At 69.8% G+C, this 16,757-nt stretch carries 17 protein-coding genes and 1 pseudogene; 9 read left to right on the top strand and 9 right to left on the bottom strand.

All coding sequences use genetic code 11. The annotated features are described in order from the left end of the window. The first annotated feature begins 104 nt into the window (after positions 1-104). The 7 genes and pseudogenes from paaK to OWR29_RS03120 all read left to right on the top strand — a co-directional run bounded on the left by paaK (position 105) and on the right by OWR29_RS03120 (position 5,629). Positions 105-1,355, top strand: a complete 1,251-nt coding sequence (paaK, locus tag OWR29_RS03145) for a phenylacetate--CoA ligase PaaK (protein ID WP_267560774.1) — start codon at positions 105-107, stop codon at positions 1,353-1,355. Positions 1,356-1,372: 17 nt separating this feature from the next. Next, complete coding sequence (locus OWR29_RS03140) at positions 1,373-1,678, top strand: antibiotic biosynthesis monooxygenase family protein (protein ID WP_267560773.1); 306 nt, start codon at positions 1,373-1,375, stop codon at positions 1,676-1,678. Further along, positions 1,675-2,352, top strand: coding sequence for a hypothetical protein (locus tag OWR29_RS03135; RefSeq protein ID WP_267560772.1), 678 nt, complete (start codon positions 1,675-1,677; stop codon positions 2,350-2,352). Before OWR29_RS03140 ends, OWR29_RS03135 begins: the two co-directional genes overlap by 4 nt. Beyond that, the gene (locus OWR29_RS03130; protein WP_267560770.1) at positions 2,349-2,981 is read left to right on the top strand and encodes a hypothetical protein; all 633 of its coding nucleotides are present in this window, start codon (positions 2,349-2,351) and stop codon (positions 2,979-2,981) included. Before OWR29_RS03135 ends, OWR29_RS03130 begins: the two co-directional genes overlap by 4 nt. Beyond that, positions 2,978-3,142: pseudogene (locus OWR29_RS48110) on the top strand (carbohydrate-binding protein); the annotation flags it as partial. The gene OWR29_RS03130 and the pseudogene OWR29_RS48110, both read left to right, overlap by 4 nt. 387 nt (positions 3,143-3,529) lie before the next feature. Further along, entirely contained in the window at positions 3,530-4,264 is a 735-nt protein-coding gene (locus OWR29_RS03125) for an amidohydrolase family protein (RefSeq protein ID WP_267560769.1), read from the top strand. A gap of 21 nt (positions 4,265-4,285) precedes the next feature. Next, complete coding sequence (locus OWR29_RS03120) at positions 4,286-5,629, top strand: threonine/serine exporter family protein (protein ID WP_267560768.1); 1,344 nt, start codon at positions 4,286-4,288, stop codon at positions 5,627-5,629. Here the strand turns inward: OWR29_RS03120 and OWR29_RS03115 are convergent. Together OWR29_RS03115 and OWR29_RS03110 are read right to left on the bottom strand one after the other, a co-directional pair. Next, positions 5,626-6,453 carry a glycoside hydrolase family 16 protein gene (locus tag OWR29_RS03115; protein WP_267560767.1) on the bottom strand — a complete coding sequence of 276 codons (828 nt, stop codon included), beginning with the start codon at positions 6,451-6,453 and terminating at the stop codon, positions 5,626-5,628. The genes OWR29_RS03120 and OWR29_RS03115 overlap by 4 nt on opposite strands. Positions 6,454-6,849: 396 nt before the next feature. Continuing rightward, the gene (locus OWR29_RS03110; protein WP_267560766.1) at positions 6,850-7,833 is read right to left on the bottom strand and encodes a hypothetical protein; all 984 of its coding nucleotides are present in this window, start codon (positions 7,831-7,833) and stop codon (positions 6,850-6,852) included. 198 nt (positions 7,834-8,031) lie between these two features. Between OWR29_RS03110 and OWR29_RS03105 the strand changes: the two genes are divergently transcribed. After that, a complete protein-coding gene (locus OWR29_RS03105; protein ID WP_267560765.1) occupies positions 8,032-9,504 on the top strand; it encodes a hypothetical protein in 1,473 nt (490 codons plus the stop codon). Positions 9,505-9,523: 19 nt separating this feature from the next. On the opposite strand, the gene OWR29_RS03100 is transcribed toward OWR29_RS03105, so the two are convergent. The 5 genes from OWR29_RS03100 to OWR29_RS03080 are packed head-to-tail and all read right to left on the bottom strand — an operon-like array spanning position 9,524 to position 14,334. Then, on the bottom strand, positions 9,524-10,210 hold the full coding sequence (locus tag OWR29_RS03100) for a GntR family transcriptional regulator (RefSeq protein WP_267560764.1): 687 nt from the start codon (positions 10,208-10,210) through the stop codon (positions 9,524-9,526). Next, the gene (locus OWR29_RS03095; RefSeq protein ID WP_267560763.1) at positions 10,174-10,800 is read right to left on the bottom strand and encodes a trimeric intracellular cation channel family protein; all 627 of its coding nucleotides are present in this window, start codon (positions 10,798-10,800) and stop codon (positions 10,174-10,176) included. The genes OWR29_RS03100 and OWR29_RS03095 overlap by 37 nt, the downstream gene beginning before the upstream one ends. A gap of 2 nt (positions 10,801-10,802) precedes the next feature. Beyond that, on the bottom strand, positions 10,803-11,615 hold the full coding sequence (locus tag OWR29_RS03090) for a dihydrodipicolinate synthase family protein (RefSeq protein ID WP_267560762.1): 813 nt from the start codon (positions 11,613-11,615) through the stop codon (positions 10,803-10,805). Continuing rightward, on the bottom strand, positions 11,612-12,967 hold the full coding sequence (locus OWR29_RS03085; protein WP_267560761.1) for a flavin monoamine oxidase family protein: 1,356 nt from the start codon (positions 12,965-12,967) through the stop codon (positions 11,612-11,614). Before OWR29_RS03085 ends, OWR29_RS03090 begins: the two co-directional genes overlap by 4 nt. After that, positions 12,964-14,334 (bottom strand): MFS transporter, encoded by a 1,371-nt coding sequence (locus tag OWR29_RS03080; RefSeq protein ID WP_267560760.1) that lies wholly within the window; start codon positions 14,332-14,334, stop codon positions 12,964-12,966. Before OWR29_RS03080 ends, OWR29_RS03085 begins: the two co-directional genes overlap by 4 nt. A gap of 141 nt (positions 14,335-14,475) precedes the next feature. Here OWR29_RS03080 and OWR29_RS03075 point away from each other — a divergent pair, with 141 nt between their 5' ends. Further along, positions 14,476-14,973 (top strand): NUDIX domain-containing protein, encoded by a 498-nt coding sequence (locus OWR29_RS03075; protein ID WP_267560759.1) that lies wholly within the window; start codon positions 14,476-14,478, stop codon positions 14,971-14,973. Here the strand turns inward: OWR29_RS03075 and OWR29_RS03070 are convergent. Both OWR29_RS03070 and OWR29_RS03065 read right to left on the bottom strand, forming a co-directional pair. Next, positions 14,970-15,347 (bottom strand): GNAT family N-acetyltransferase, encoded by a 378-nt coding sequence (locus OWR29_RS03070; protein WP_267560758.1) that lies wholly within the window; start codon positions 15,345-15,347, stop codon positions 14,970-14,972. The genes OWR29_RS03075 and OWR29_RS03070 overlap by 4 nt on opposite strands. A gap of 144 nt (positions 15,348-15,491) precedes the next feature. Beyond that, complete coding sequence (locus OWR29_RS03065) at positions 15,492-16,679, bottom strand: ROK family transcriptional regulator (RefSeq protein WP_267560757.1); 1,188 nt, start codon at positions 16,677-16,679, stop codon at positions 15,492-15,494. Between the last annotated feature and the right edge of the window lie 78 nt (positions 16,680-16,757).

Raw genomic sequence — 16,757 nt, 5'->3', positions numbered from 1 at the left:
GTTGGGTATGGGAAACGTCGATGGACGTTGGAGGCTGTGCCATGACTGCTGCAAGGGGCGAGGCGCCGCCCACCGATCAGCTTGACGAAGCCGAACGACTGAGCGTGGATGAGCTGCGGGAACTGCAGCTCCAGCGGCTGCAGTGGACATTGCGGCACGCGTACGAGAATGTCCCGCACTACCGGCGCGCGTTCGACGAGGCCGGGGTGCACCCCGATGACTGCCGCGACCTGGCCGACCTGGCCCGGTTCCCCACCACCAGCAAGGCCGACCTGCGCGAGAACTACCCCTTCGGGATGTTCGCCGTGCCCGAAGCCGACGTCCGCCGGGTTCACGCTTCCTCCGGCACGACGGGCAAACCGACCGTGGTCGGCTACACCCAGAACGATCTGGACATGTGGGCCACCGTGGTGGCCCGGTCGATCCGAGCCGCGGGCGGCCGGCCCGGCGACCGGCTTCACAACGCGTACGGATATGGGCTGTTCACCGGCGGGCTCGGCGCCCACTACGGCGCCGAACGGCTCGGCTGCACCGTCATCCCGGTCTCGGGCGGCATGACGCCGCGGCAGGTGCAACTGATCACCGACTTCAAGCCCCGCATCATCATGGTGACGCCGTCGTACATGCTCACGGTCATCGACGAGTTCGAGAAGCAGGGCATCGACCCGCGCAAGTCGAGCCTCGAGATCGGCATCTTCGGGGCCGAGCCGTGGACCGAGCAGATGCGCCTCGAGATGGAGGAAAGGGCCGGCATCCACGCCGTCGACATCTACGGCCTGTCCGAGGTCATCGGCCCCGGCGTGGCCCAGGAGGCGGTCGAGACCAAGGACGGCCTGCACATCTGGGAGGACCACTTCTACCCCGAAGTGCTCGACCCCGAGACGGGCGAGGTGCTGCCCGAGGGTGAGCTGGGCGAACTGGTCTTCACCTCGCTGACCAAAGAGGCGATGCCGGTCATCCGCTACCGCACGCGCGACCTCACCCGGCTGCTGCCCGGAACGGCGCGGCCCGGCATGCGCCGCATGGAGAAGGTGACCGGCCGCAGCGACGACATGATCATCCTGCGCGGGGTCAACCTGTTCCCGACCCAGATCGAAGAAATAATCCTGCGTACGCCGGGACTGGCCCCGCACTTCCAGCTGGTGCTCTCGACCCGCGGGCGGATGGACCACCTCACCGTCCAGGTCGAGGCGCGCCCCGACACCCCGGCCGACCGCCGCGACCGGGCCGCCGTCGAGGTGGTCAAGGCGGTCAAGGACACCGTCGGCACCAGCGTCGAGGTGGTGTGCGTCGAGCCCGAAACCCTGGCCCGCTCGGCCGGGAAGATCCAGCGCGTGATCGATAACCGCACCTGAGTTTCTAGGGGAGGGACATGGCCGTCTTCCGGATCATGGAAGCCACCGCCCGGCCCGGCTCGATCGGCCGGCTGTCCGAGCTGCTCGTCCAGCAGGAACAGTCGGTCGTGGCCGACGCGCCCGGCATCGTCTTCGCCCAGTCCCTGCGCAGCGGGGACAGCGTGCTGGCCGTTTCCAGCTGGCGCAGCGTGGAGGACATGCAGCGCTATCTCGACCAGCCGGCGACCAGCGCGTTCTATCAGGCGCTGCCCGAACTGCTGATGGGGATGCCGAGCGTACGAACCTTCGAAGTCATCGGGTCGAACGGCTGGGTGCCGTCGTGAGCTGGTACTACCCCAAGGGGTGGACCGATCAGGACGACGGCATCGACCAGGTGCTGATCCACTACAGCTGCACGCCGCCCGGGCAGTGGCCGGACTGGAGCTGGAGCCACGACGCGCGCGTGCTGCAGGACTTCGGCGGCTACCCGCGGCAACGGCTCAAGGTGCTGCGAATGCCGCGCGAAGTGTGGGACATGCAGCACGGCTGGTCGACGCCGGAATACCGGTTCCACTACTACTTCGAGGTGCACCAGAACGGGCACCGCTGGACGACCGACCTGTTCTCGGAGGACATCGTCTACCGCGACCTCGAGTACACCGACGACAACGGGTGGATCACCAACATCTGCATCTACTGGTCGGTCGGCGACTGGGGCGCGCCCGTCTACAGCCCGATGGAAGACCCGCGCATACCGGGCGACTCCGAATTCGTGGCCAAGAACTATTACACGTACGACGACAAGGAGCGCTTCCACCACTCGAAGTACCAGATGCTGTACGAGCTGGACCTGCCGCACCGCTTCTACTCCCGCATGTGGGGGCCGCGCGGCACGACGCTGGTGCAGCAGTACCACATCGGGCGCATGTATCCGCCCGAGGAGAAAAGCGAGACCTGGATCGGGCCGTACGGCTCGTCGGCGCCGGGAGGTGACAACTGTTGGGTGCACCATCTGTGACCACATTCTTCGGGCTGCGCAAGGTCTGGCTCGACCCCGGGCCGGGCATCGCCATGGTGCAGGCGCACTACACCTGGTCGCCCCGGGACGTCACGCCGGACTGGGCCGACGCCGAACAGGTCGTGCTCGCGCCGCAGGGCGGGCCGCTGCGCACGGCCGTGCTCGAGGTGCCGCGGCTGGATCCGGGGTTCGCGCTGCACCACTTCTTCTTCGTGGTCGGCGCGGACGACCGGGCCGCCTCGCCGGTGTTCACCGAGGACATCGTGTCGGCCGAGGTGACCTACACCGATCATGCGGGCGCGGATTCCCCGGACTCGGGCTCGCCGGGCCTGCTGACGTCGGTCGGGCTGGTGTGGAGCGAGGTCGAGCCGTCAGTGCCCAACTACACGAGCACGACGATGGACGGGCTGCCGTTCGAGACTATGGGAGACACGCCGGGCGAGGGCAGCCTCTACGAGTTCGTGCGGGCGCAGCCGTTGCCGCACGTCTTCCGGGGGCGGGTGTGGGGTGTGCGGGGATCACGCATTCGGTACGCGTTCCACCTCGTGCGCTCGGGGCGGCCCGATCCGGCTGACAACAGCGAGAGCTGGGACGACAACGACGGAGCAGGCTGGATCATCGAATTGTGAGGCGTTACGAGCAACCCCTGCGGTGGGCGGCGCCGGGTCGCGTCCGATACACGGGCCGGCTGGCCCGGGACGCGCGCGATCTGGTGCTGCACGCGGGTTTCGACGGCTGGCAGTCGCCGACGGACGTGCCGATGACCCGGGTCGGCGAGCAAGCCTGGGAGGCCGACGTCTCGACGCGCGGCCGGCTGGTGCTCGACTGCGTCGTCCGCTCATTGCCCGCTGCTGCCGCTCCTCCCCCTCCTCCCGCCTCGACAGCCCTCAGCGCTTCTCGTGTCCTCGGTGCTTTCCGTGCTCGCGGTGCCTCCGGCGCTTCAAGCTCTCCGGGCGCTGCGAGCTCTCCCGGCGCTCCGGGCGCTGCGAGCTCTTCCGGCGCTCCGGGCGCTGCGAGCTCTTCCGGCGCTCCGGGCGCTGCGAGCTCTCCCAGGGCTCCGGGCGCCCCGAGCTCTCCCAGGGCTCCGGGCGCCCCGAGCTCTCCCGGCGCTCGCGGCCCTTCCGCGTGCGACAACAACGAGGGCGCCGACTATCGGTTGTGGATCGGGCTGGACCCGGTGGACGCGCACGTGCACGCCCGGTCGCCGGGGCGTGATCAACTGGGCTTCGGCAGCCTGCTCGCCGCCGAGTTCTGCGGGGGCATGACGCAGGCGGTGGTCTCGTGGCAGGACAACGACTTCGTCGAGATCGCGGCCGAGGCGGTGCCATGGCTGACCCCCCTGGTGTGGGTGCGGCCGGGCGGGCCCGACCCGGACGACGTACGGCAAAGAATTTCTGATGGCGCTGCGGGACTGAAGCTACATCCGGCGTACGACAATTTTCCGGCCGACACCGCGGGTCTCGATCCCTATCTGAAGGTGGCCGAAGAGGCGGGGGTGCCGGTCACTGTGCACAGCGCCCCCGGCCCGGCCGACCCGGACCTGATCGCCAGGCTGGCCGAGCGTTTTCCCACCGTGCCGATCGTGCTGTACCACACCTATCTCGGCCCGCCCGAAGGTCGCCGGCGCGCCGCCCGCCACGCCCAACGGCTGCCCAATCTGCACCTGGAGACGTCGTGGTGCGACTCGGCGACGGTCGAGCGCCTGATCGACGACGTCGGCCCGGGGCGGGTGCTGTTCGGCTCCGACGCGGCGACCGACGGCCCGCAGCATTTCGTGCGTCAGCCGCCCAACCTCGAGGCGGGTGAGACGTACAACGCAAGCCTGCTCAAACTCGCGAAGCGCCTCAAGCCGGCGGTGTTCCGCCAGTTTGCCGAGACCAACGCCCGCGCGTTGTTCCGCCTGAAGGCCTGACCAGCCCCGATAGTAGTTCCCATGCTTCCCATCCTGGGCCGGCTGCGCCGCGACCTGATGCGCGGCGGACCGCCGACCGCCTCGTTCCTGCGCCCGGTGGGTCCCGAGGTGCCGTCGGACGCCGAGGTGGTGCGGGTCGTCGACCTGTGCATGGGCGTCGGCGAGGTGCTGCTGTCGAGCGGGGAACCGGCCGGCGAGACCGCGGAGACGATGACCCGGCTGGCCGCGGCGTGCGGGCTGCCCACGGTGGACGTCGACATCACGTTCAACTCGATCGCCATGTGCGTCCACCGCGGCCAGGTGGCGGCGCCGGTCAACTCGATGCGGATCGTGCACTACCGGACGACCGACCTCACCCGCCTGGCCGCGGTGACCGCGATCGTCGACGAGGTGACCCGTGGCCTGATGACGACGGAAACGGCCACATCCGCGCTGACCCGGGCCACGGCCGCCCGTCACCCGTACCCGCGCTGGGTGGCCACCACCGGTTGGGGCGGTTTGGCGGCGGCGGTCGCGGTGCTGCTCGGCGGCACGGTGCTGATCGCGCTGACCGCCTTCGTGGTGACCGCACTCATCGACCGCCTGGGCCGCGTCCTCACCCGGTGGGGCGTGGCGCCGTTCTTCCTGCAGCTCACTGGCGGCCTGGTGGCCACCCTGGCCACGGTGGGCGTGTTCGCGACCGGCATCCTGCCGCCGGGAACGCAGCCGTCGCTGGTCATCGCGGCCGGCATCACAGCGTTGCTGTCCGGCCTGTCGGTGATGAGCGCGGTCCGCGACGCCATCTCGGGCTACTACGTCACGGCGGCCGGCCGCGCGGCCGAGGTGGCGTTGCTGTCGGCCGGGCTGCTCTCGGGCGTCATCCTCGGCCTGAAGCTGGGCCTCGAGTTCGGCGTCAGCCTCGACCCGGCCCAGCCGGTCAGCGCCGACGTGGCCCAGTTCGGCCTGTCCACGTTTGCTGCGGCCACCGCGGCCGGCATGTTCGCCCTGGCCTCGTACGCGCCACTGCGCTCGCTGGCCGCGGCCGCCCTGACCGGCGCCGCGGGCTGGGCCGTCTTCGGAGCACTGACGATCTATGCCCACTTCGGCCCGGCCACGGCCACCGGCGTCGCCGCCGCCGTGGTAGGCCTGGCCACCGGCCTCTCCCGCCGCCGCGGCCGGGTGCACGCTCAGGTGATCATCCTGGCCGGCATCATTCCGCTGCTGCCCGGCTTGACCGCGTACCGCGGCTTCTACCAACTGGCCACCCAGCAGGCGACGAGCGGCCTGGTCACCATCACGCTGGCCCTGGCCATCGGCCTGGCCCTGGCCGCCGGCGTGGCCCTGGGCGACTTCATGACCCGCCCACGGCCCCGCCGCCGCGACTAGGCGCTGACGTGGACGTAGTCGACGACCATCTTGCTTTCGTCGGGCAGGCCGGCCGGGTTGCCCTGGCCGAAGTTCCCGCCCACGGCCAGGTTGAGAATGATGAAGAAAGAGTGCTCGAACACCCAGTGGACGTTGCCCTTGGCGGCACGTAGCGAGTCCGGGGTGGCGCGGAAGAACTCGTTGCCGTCCACGGTCCAGACGATCAGATTGGGTGACCAGTCCACGGCGTACGTGTGGAAGTCCTGGTGCCACGGGGTGCCGGAGACGATCTGGTTGCCGTACGACTCGCCGCCCGAGTAGCCGGGGCCGTGCAGCGTGCCGAACAGCTGGTTGGGCTCGCGGCCGACGACCTCCATGATGTCGATCTCGCCGTCGGTCGGCCAGTTGCTGCCGCCCAGCATCCAGAACGCGGGCCACAGACCGGACCCGTCCGGCACCTTGATGCGCGCCTCGACCCGCCCGTACTGCTGGGTGAACTTGCCCGACGTCTGAATGCGCCCCGACGTGAACTGACAGGCACCGTTCCAGCAGTCGTTGTGCCCGCCGCTGCCCTTACGGGCAGTGATGACGAGGTGCCCCTCGCCGTCCATGGCGACGTTGCTCGTGCCTTCGGTGTAGTACTGCAGCTCCTGGTTGCCCCAGCCGCTGCCGCCGACGTCGAAGTTCCACTTCGACGTGTCGACGCCGCTGCCGGCCGGACCGTTGAAGTCCTCGTTCCAGACCACCGCGGCCTCGGCAGTGTCGCTGCGGGAGCCGATCGCGAGGCCGGCGCTCAGGCTGACCGTGAGGGCGGTCGCCGCGATGAGAAGCCTTGACTTACGCATGGGGAAATCCTCCGGGGAGAGGGACAAAACCAATCAATCCCCAACATAGACCCCCCTCATTCAGTAGGCGCAAGTCCAACCATGATCTTCACGGTGCGTGACCGCCGACCGAGCCGCAACTCGGCGGGCGCGTTCTGCCCTCGCTTACATCGGCGCGGTGGCCCGGTGGACCAGCGGATGGCCGCGCGTTCTGCCGCGCGGTAACCTCGGCTCGATCAATCCCGCAAGTACCGCATCCCGGCACGGGTAGAAAGCCGCGGCCACCAGGCGAGATGATCGCCTGACGGCCGCGGATGTGCTAGCGCGATAAATGGATCCTCTTCGTGTTGCTCAGAGGCGTCTGATCGTGCCCCGAACGACTCAGGTGCCGGCGCGCCCGATGTCGTGCTCGCGGAGTCAGCGCCGGTCGCCGCGCGTGCTGCCACCCTGGTCGCCACGGGTGCTGCCGCCCTGGTCACCCCGCGTGCTGCCGCCCTGGTCACCCCGCGTGCTGCCGCCCTGGTCCCCACGGGTGCCACTCCCCTGGTCACCTCGCGTGCTGCCGCCCTGGTCACCGCGAGTGCCACTCCCCTGGTCACCTCGCGTGCTGCCGCCCTGGTCCCCACGGGTGCTGCCGCCCTGGTCACCGCGGGTGCTGCCGCCCTGGTCACCGCGCGTGCTGCCGCCCTGGTCCCCACGGGTGCTGCCGCCCTGGTCACCGCGCGTGCTGCCGCCCTGATCCCCACGGGTGCTGCCACCCCGGTCACCGCGGGTGCTGCCGTTCTGGTCACCGCGCGTGCTGCCGTTCTGGTCGCCTCGCGTGCTGCCGCCCTGATTGTTGCGGGGGTTGTGGCCCTGATTGTTGCGGCCGTCGTTGTCCCGGCCACCGCGACCGTCGTTGCGGTCGAAGCCACCGTGGCGACGGTCCCGGTCCCGCATCCAATCGTTCCGGTGCGAGCCCGGACGGAAGTGCCGGAACTGTCCCGGACGAACCGGCCGGAGCTGACCCGCCCAGACCGGACGGAACTGAGCCGGGAAGCCGCGGACGACCTGGAACGGCCGGCCGAACCCGAACGAGCCCCAGTTGTCGTAGTCGACGACCTCGAGGGCCCAGGCGCCCCGCCGCGGGCCGACGCGAACGACGGTGCAGTCGTAGTCGTCCCAGGCGCCGCTCCGCTCGCCGTACATGCCGGCCAGCTGGCAGGCCCGCAGCGAGCGGTAGAAGCCGACGATCTGGCTTTCGCCCCGCCACATGTTGTGGCTGGCCGCGATCTTCCTGTCCGGAGTCGCCGGCCCGACCGGCCCGGCCGGGGCGGCCTGAGCCGGACCCATGCCGACGGTCAACGCGGTGAGAACGCCGAACCCGCCCAGGGTAAGGGCGTGGGTGAGCTTGTTCATCATGTTTCCTCTCGCTGCTTCATGGCGCCGTACAGGAAGACAAACCGGATTTACCCGATATCGGATGTCGAGCTGACGGCCACCTTCCAGCGAGGAACAGGCCGTCGCCCGATAGCCGATCGGTGGACCCTGGACGGGTCCGCCACGTCGCGGGGCGCCGGTACGACTCCGGTCCGCCGCGGATCCAGCACAATGATGGGCATGGATCTCTCGCCCGAATCGGTACTACGGTTCGTGCTTGTCTCGGCGGTGGCGATGCTCGCGTTGTCCGGGCTGAGCGAACGGCGAATGCGCCAGCAGATCGTGGGGATGCTGTTCCGCACCGTGTTCCCGTTGCTGCTGGCCGGGGTCGTCACGGCCATGGTGGTGCTGACGGCCAACCGCTACCCGCAGTGGTGGGACAGGTGGTGGCGGTACGTGGTTCCGCTGTCCACGCTGATCTTCGGGGTGGCGCTGTGGCTGCCGCAGCGGGGCCAACGGCTGAGCTGGAGCGGCCACTGGGAGTTCCGTGATCCGGCCCAGGGACCCGCGACCGGCGCCGGAGGCCTGACCCGGCCGCCGCAGACGGGGCTGCGGCTGCTCGGCTACCTGATCATATTGATCGGGCTGGGCCTCACGGCCGTTCCCACGTTGGTGTTGCAGCGGCCGGACATCACCCCGGACTGGGTGGAGCCGAACGGCTTTCTCATCGGTGTCACCGGGTTCTTCGGCATCTTGTACGGCGGCAAGACGTTGAAGCTCGCCCGCAACCGGCAAGCGCGGGAGCTCTTGTCGCGGCCGATCCGCGGCGACGTCTGGCGGGGATCGCTGCTGTGGATCGCGGCCTGGTTGTGTTGCCTGGCCGGGCTGACCCTGACGATCGGCGGACTGGTCCTGATGATGAGACCGGGCGACCTCGCGTGGTGGCAGACGTTCCTCACGCTGTGCACGATCGTCGCCGGCGGTGCCGTGTTCACGCGCGGCCGCCGGGTGTTTCTGCGGGCAAGGCGGCACCGGTCCCGCCTCGTTCCCGACCATCGGCAGCTCGAGGCCGGTTCCTATGTGCTGTACCTGCGCTCCTTCGAGGAGGACGAGCGGCAGACGGCCCTGCATGAGGTTCCGCTACCCGGCCTGTCGGGTGGTGCAGCGGTCGGTTTCCTGGTGTCCGGACGCTCGGCGGAGGAGCACGTGGCCGAGATCCTGCGGCCGGTCGGGCCGTTGGTGGCGGTCGGCGCACCGGGTGAGCGGCTGCCCTATGTCGGCGCGGCACGCATGTATCTGCCGCTCGCGGGCTGGCAGGGGCCGGTAAGCGAGTTGATCCGGAAGTCCCGGCTGACCGTGTTGACCCTGGGCACCAGTGCGGGAACGATGTGGGAGCTGGCCGAGTCGTTCCGGCTACTACCCCCGCACCGGCTGGTGCTGTTCATCCCGGCGCTGACCAGGACGGACTACGAGCGCATCCGGGCCGCCGCGCCGCGTCTGCCGGAGTGCCCGGAGTGGCTGGACGCCGGATATCGAACCGTGATCCAGGGCGTCATCTATTTCGATGCGGACTGGACGCCGGCCGTCGCGCCTGTTCTGGACGACTCCGGCAACGTGACGGCCAACCTGTTCACGGCGATGATGCCCGCGCTGCTACCCGCCTTCGCCGCGCTCGAGCAATACGAGAAGGAAACCGGCGTGCTGTGCGGCTGACCCACAACGTCCCAGGCGGTCAGGCGGCGCTCGAGTCCTGGGCGGCCAGCTGCGCCTTTATGCGGGCGGTGGCATCGTTCAGGCTGTCGGTGTTGACGGCGGCTGCGGTGTCGCCGTCGTGGGCTCGGGCTGCTTCGACCAGTTGGTGCTGGTAGCGCCACAAAGAATCGTCGGCGGGGCCGTCCAGGGCGGCTTGGGCTCCGACTATTTTGTAGGCCCGGCAATGCGACCAGAGGGTCTGGATGGTTTCGACCAGCACCGGGTTGCCGGCGGCTCGGTACAGGATGGTCAGCAGGGCCTCGTCGTGGTCGAGGTAGGCGACCACTCGATGCTCGGTGATGGCGGTGCGCATCAGCTCGAGTTCGGTCTGCATGGCGGCCACGTCCGCCGCGGTGATGTGCTGGCTGCCCAGGCGGGCGGCTTCGACTTCCAGCAGGCGCCGTACGTCGTACACGTGGACCAGTTCGGCCAGGGTCAGGCCTTTGACCACCGCGCCCTTGTGGGGGACGCTCTCGGCCAGCCCGGCCTCCTCCAGGCGGCGGATGGCTTCGCGTACGGGCATCACGCTCGTTCCCACCTGGGCGGCCAGGTCGCGGATGCGCAGCCGGGTGCCGGCCGGCAGGTCGCCGTTCATGATGGCCTCGTGGAGCGCGCTGTAGACCTGGTCGGTCAGCAGGGCGGGTTCGGCGCGCTTCGAGATGGGCACTTGGCGAGTATAAAAGCGGTGGGGGCGTGCCAGCGGCGGGCCAGCGCGACCAGGCGGAACGCGACGATGACGACGGCGGCCGGCACGGCCAGGCGGGGCTGGCAGGCGACCGCGATCGTGCCGGCTATGGCGGGCACCGCGTACAGCTCGGCGTCCGGGCGCACCAGGGCCGGGGTCTCGCGGGCGATCATGTCGCGCAGCACGCCACCGCCGACGCCGGTGACGACGCCGAGCACCGCTGCCGGCAGGGGGCTCAACCCGTACGCCAATGATTTGAGGGTTCCGGTCACGCAGAAGACACCGAGGCCGGCCGCGTCGAAGACCAGGACGGCGGTCGTCAGCCGTTCCAGCGCCGGATGCGCGAAGAACGTGACGACCGCCGCCGCGACCGGCATCAGGAAGTAGCCGAGATCGGTGAACGCGACCGGCGGGGTGGCCCCGATGATCACGTCCCGGGCCACTCCCCCGCCGAGCGCGGTGATGCCGGCCAGCAGCACGATCCCGATCACGTCGAAGCCCTTGCGGATCGCCATCAGCGCCCCGGACACCGAGAAGGCGAAGAGGCCGACGAGTTCCAGAGCCAGCAGCATGGCTACGGGCGGGGTATGCCGACGGGGAAGCCCACGGCCGCCAGTTCCGCCTTCACCGCGGGTACGAACGGCTGGGCCATGATCCGGTCGATGAGCGGGTAGATCTCGGACCACAACTTCCGGGCCAGGCCGAGGTCGCCCGAGGCGACGGCGTCATGAACGGCAACCAATTGCGCCGGTACGACGTTGGCCGTGCCCGCCATGACCCCGGCCGCACCTTCGACGAGGGCCGCCAAGAGCAGGCTGTCCCACCCGACGAACGTGGAGATCACATCGCCGTGGTTGTGGATGAGCCGCGCCGACTGAGCCATGTCGACCGTCGTGTTCTTGATGTAGCGGATGTTCTCGACCTCGCGGGCCAGCGCGCCCACCACGTCGGGGTCGAGGTCGACGCCGGTGGCCACCGGCAGGTTGTAGAGCATCACCGGCAGATCGACCGAGCCGGCGACCGCCCGCAGGTAGGTCAGCGTCCCGTCCACCGACAGCGGCTCGTAGTACGGCGCCACCACCATCACCACGTCGGCGCCGGCCGACTGGGCGTGCCGCGACAGGCGGATGGCCTCGGCCGTACTCGTGGCGCCGGTCTGCGCGACCACCGGCACCCGGCCCGCCGCCTGATCGACCACGACCTCGACCGCGAAGCGACGCTCGTCGCCGCTCAGCGCGCTGAACTCGCCGGTCGAGCCGCACACCACGACGCCGTGCACTCCGCCGTCGACCGAGCGGTCGACCAGGGCCCGCAGCCGGGCCTCGTCGATGCCGCCGTCCGCCGCGAAGGGCGTGGCGAGCGCGGTCAGGATTCCGTGCAGGGTCATCGTGCTGTCTCCTTGGCGGTGGCCAGGTGGCTCGCGACCTCGTCGGCGGCGGAGAACCCGGTGTGGATGGCGGTTTCGGTGTAGAGGGTTCCGAGGTAGTCGCCGGCCAGCAGCACACGGCTGCCGCGGCGCCTCAGGGCCGGCTGCAGCGCGCCGCGCCCGGGGAAGCAGTAGGGGGCGCCGGTTTCCCAGCGCTGGACGTGCGCCTCGGCCACGGAGAAGCCGCGGCCGAGCACCTGGTCGAGGTCGCGGGTGTAGATGTCGAGGATTTCCTTGTCGGACTTGGCCAGCAGCGTGCGGGCCAGGCTGGCCGGCGAGAACGTCATGATGCTGCCGCCCGGCTGCCGCGTGCTCTCACTTCCGCGTACGAGGCTGGCCTGGTTCAGCACGACGTTGAACGACCGCTTCGGCGTGGCGATCGCGTACGCCTTGTCCCACGGCCGGGCCGAGTTCTCGTCGGTCAGGAAGGCCGCGCTGACGTACGGGCCGTACACGATCTTGCCTAGCGCCTCGCGGATGTCGGCCGGCAGGTCGACGGCGACCCGGTGCGCGACCGTGGCCGGCGTGGCCAGCACCACGTACCGCCCCTCGACCTCGTGGTCCACGCCGTCCCGGCGGTAGCGGACGACGACCGAGTCCCGCTTGTGGACGATCTCGGCCACCTCGGCGCCCAGCTGCACGCGGTCGCCCAGCGCGGCGGCGATGCCTTCCGTCAGCGTGGACGGGCCACCGACGATGCCCCGGCTCAGCCCCTGGCCGATGTTCCAGACCAGGCTGAAGTAGCCGATGCCGGCCCCGGCCGAGAGCTCGTGCGGGTCGGCCGCCGAGCGGGTGACGGTCGGGCGGAACAGCGCCTCGGCGTCCTCGGGCAGGTCGCCCACGAAGTCGCGGAAGCTGCGCTCGTTCTCGAAGTCGTAGATCCGCTGCTGCCGGGCGTCGGGGTGCTCGCCGGGCCGCTGGCGCACGATGTTCGCGTACCGCAGAACCTGCCGCCCCACCTTGAGCCCGGTCTTGACCAGGGCCACCCGCGACGACAGGGACATCGGCACGCGGAACGGGTAGCTCTCGATGCGGCCGTTGAGCAGCAGCTTGCCGTTCATCGACAGCCCGGCCAGGAAGCCCGGCACCGGCACGGCGGCCGTGCCCGACTCGGTGAGCAGCGCGTCGGTCGACGAACCGGGCCCGGCGAAGACGTGCCCGCCCCAGTTCAGCCAGTACTTCCCGCGTCGCTCGGACCGGATGCGCCCGCCGATCCGATGACTCGATTCCAGCAGTACGAGGTCCTGATGCCGCAGCCGCCAGCCGGCCGCCAGCCCGGCCAGTCCACCGCCGACGACGATGACGTCCTTCATGAGTGCTTTCCCTTCACCATCGACAATTGCGGGCTTTTCCGTACGGCGGTCGCGCGCGCAGGCAGGGCGGCGCTCTCGGCGAGCGTGAGGCCGCGCGTCTCGGGCGCCCAGGCCAGCGAGACGAGCAGCCCGGCCAGGGTGACGGCGCCGCCGATCAGCATCGTGGTGCCGATGCCGAGGCCGGTCAGGGCCAGCGGAACCAGGTACGTGCCGACCGCCGCGCCGATCCGGCTCAGCGAGGACGCCAACCCGACGGCCGAGCCGCGGATCTCGGTCGGGAACAGCTCGTTCGGATAGACCCACTGCATGATCTGGGTGCCTCCGATGAGGACCGCGTACGCCGCGAACAGCGCCATGATCAGCCAGGGGCTCGCGCCGGTGGCCAGGCCGAGGCCGATCAGCGCCACGGCGCTCCAGCCGAAGCTGTGCAGGATCAGCTTGCGGCGGCCGATCCGGTCGACCAGGAACACGGCCACGACACAGCCGACCAGGAACAGGATCGTGATGACGGCCGACCCGATGTGGGCCAGGTCCCCGCCCAGGTTGAGCGCCTCGAGGATGGCCGGGCCGAACGCGTACACGGCGAACAGCGGGATGATCGAGAACGTCCAGAACAGGGTTATGAAGGCCATCCGCTTGCCGTAGCCGGAGCGCAGCATCGCGGCCACGCCGACGTTCTGAGTCTGTTCCTCGCCGAGGTCGGCCACCGTGACACCGGGCCCGTAGACCTGGGCCAGCACCTCGTTGGCCTCGTCGGTGCGGCCCATCTTGGCCAGCCAGCGCGGCGACTCGGGGGTGCCCAGGCGGAGCAGGATGATGATCAGGCCGGGCAGGGCCGCGCTGGCCAGCATCCAGCGCCAGCCGCCGTCGAACGTGAGCAGGAACTGCCCCACGACGTAGGCCGCCGCCGCGCCGACGAACCACATGCACACGTACGCGCCCAGCAGCTTGCCCCGCCAGCGGCGCGGCGTGAACTCGGCCAGCAGCGAGGTCGCGATCGGATAGTCGGCCCCGACCGCGACGCCGATGAGCAGGCGCAACCCGATGAGCCACCAGACGTCGTGGACGAAGGCCTGCGCGACCGAGCACGCGACCAGCGCGACCAGATCGATGGTGAAGAGCAGGTGCCGGCCGAACTTGTCGGTCAGCCAGCCACCGAGGAAGGCGCCGAAGAAGATGCCGATCAGGGCCACCGCGCTGACCAGGCCCTGCTCGTTAGCCGAGAGGCCGAGCTCGGGAGTCAGCTGGATCATGGCGACGCCGATGATGCTGAGGATGTAGCCGTCGAGGAACGGTCCCCCGGAGGAGAGGATCGCCAGGCGTTTGTGGAACGGGGACAGTGCTGCGTCGTCGAGCGTCTGAGACATGAGCGTGTCCGTCCGAGGAGGAAGAGGTTTCACTCACGTTAAGATGTGATCACAGATCACACAAGGGCCTACACCATGATTCTTCGATGTGACGGAGAGTGGCGGCTTTACCGTCGACCAGCCGGATCTAGCATGGTTTCCATGAGCGACGTCAACGCCGGTGAGCTGCCCGAGATGACGTTCGCACTCCCGACCATCCCGGCCTCGGCCGGCGCGCTGGTACGTGGCCGCAAGGGGCGTTTACTGATCCTGAAGCCGACGTACAAGAGCGGCTGGACGATCCCGGGCGGTGTTGTCGAGGTCGGCGAATCACCCTGGGATGCATGTCGACGCGAAACCCGAGAGGAGTGCGGCCTCGACGTCAATACGGGCCGGCTCATATGCGTTGACTTCCGCCGGCCCAAGCCTGGTCGTCCGGGTGGTATGCGTTTCCTTTTCGACTGCGGCGTCTTCGACGACGACGTCCTGGCCACCGTGGTCATCCAGCCGCTCGAGATCGCCGAAAGCCGGATCCTCCCGATCGACGAGGCGCTGCCTCTGCTCAGCGGACCCGTCCGACGTCGGGTACGCGCCGGCTGGAAGACCAAGCGGGTGCGCTATCTGGAGGACGGCCGCCAGGTGCCGGGAGTCAGCCCTTAACGGTCGACACCGGGCGTCCACGGCAGGCCCAGCATCTCCGATGCGCCGGAGGAGAGACCCACGATGGTGCAATCCTCCGGCGACCGGCGCCAGTCGGAACGCCGGAGCGTCGGGTTGACCTGTTCCACGCGCTTTCCGTCCGCGGCTCTGGTCGTGGTGCCGTTGTCCTGATAGCCCATTGCCCGCGAGACGCCCAGCGAGGCGTGGTTGGTGATCCAGGCCGCGGTGTCGGCCCGCTCGGCGCGCAGCCCGTCGAAGGCCAGGTGCAGGACCGCCTCACACAGAGCCTTGCCATAGCCGGCCCCCTGGAACTGGCGGCCCACCCACGAACCGGTGGAGACGGTCCTGGTCACGGCGAAGTGCTGCGCTCCCATCTTGCACACCGACGATGACGCCGTCGATGCGGGCAGCGAGCATCAAGTTCCACTTCTCGGGTCGCCAGTCGGCGAACGCGGCCCAGTAGTAGCGCAGGAAGCGACGTTCGGCCTCGGGTGAGGCGACGTCTTCCCACCTGACCGCTACTGATCTCCGAAGGGTGTCTTGCCTACTGTCAGGCGGGCGTCCAGGGTGGACGGCGCCAGGACGTGGTCGCGGACCAGGTGGCCGGCGCCGGCTATGCCGGCTCGGGACTTGAAGCGGGTCGGGACTATTTGCAGGCGGCGGGTGGCCAGCGGCAGCGAGCGTTGGTAGACGACCTGGCGGACGCCGGCCATCAGGTCGTCGCCGGTGCTGCCGAGCAGGCCGCCGAGGACGATCACGTCGGGGTTTAGCAGGCTTGTCGCGTACGCGACGGACTCGCCCATGATGCGGCCGGCGTTGCGCAGCGCGGCCACCGCGGCCGAGTCGCCTCGGCGCAGGCGTTCGGCGATGTCGCGGGCGTCGTGGCCCTCGCCCAGGTCGCGGGCCAGCGCCCAGCCGCCGACCAGCGACTCCAGGCAGCCGACGTTGCCGCACCGGCACTGCGGGTCGCCGAAGCCGGCCACGTGGGCGTGCCCGATGTCGCCCGCCGCGCCTTGGGCGCCCCGGTTGACCGCGCCGTCGATCACCATGCCGCTGCCCACGCCGGTGCCCGCCTTGACGAAGAACAGGTGGCGGGCCGTGGGCCAGAACCGGCGGTGCTCGGCCAGCGTCAGCAGGTTCACGTCGTTGTCGATGAGCACCGGCACCGGCCAGCTGCGCCGCAGGTGGCGCCGGATGTCGTAGCCCTCCCAGCCCGACATCACCGACCAGCCCATGACCCGTCCGGCCTCGTAGTCGACCGGCGCCGGCAGACCCAGCCCGAAGCCGGCCACCGCCGTCTGCTCCAGGCCCTGCTGCACGATGAGCTCGCGGACCAGCGCGGTGATCCGGTCGAGCAGCACCTCGGGACCGTCGCCGAGGGTCAGCCGTTCGACCCGGTCGCCGATGATCGCCATGTTCAGGTCGAGGATCGCCATGCGGGTGCGGTCCTCCCCCACGTCGACCGAGATGATCACGCCGGCCCGGGGGTTGAGCTCGAGCACCCGGGACGGGCGGCCGCGTGAGGGCAGACTCTCGGTGCTCTCGCGGATGAGCTGGGCGTCGAACAGCGTGTCCAGCCGCTGGCCCACGGTGGATCGGGCCAGGCCGGTGACCTGGGCGATCGCGGTGCGGGTGCGGGCCGTGCCGGCGGTGATCAGGCCGAGGATCCAGCCTGGTCCGTCATCGGCCGTGAGAACGGTGCTCATGAATCTCCCCGTGGCGTGATGGGCCACAGTCAACCACACGACTTTTGTCGGCCACAATACATAACTTCGACTTTGATG

Origin of the sequence: Paractinoplanes pyxinae, assembly GCF_026626335.1 — a bacterium.
In the GTDB taxonomy this organism is placed as follows: Bacteria; Actinomycetota; Actinomycetes; order Mycobacteriales; family Micromonosporaceae; genus Actinoplanes; species Actinoplanes pyxinae.
Note: the sequence above shows the minus strand (reverse complement) of the source record. Positions and strands in the feature narration are given on the sequence as shown.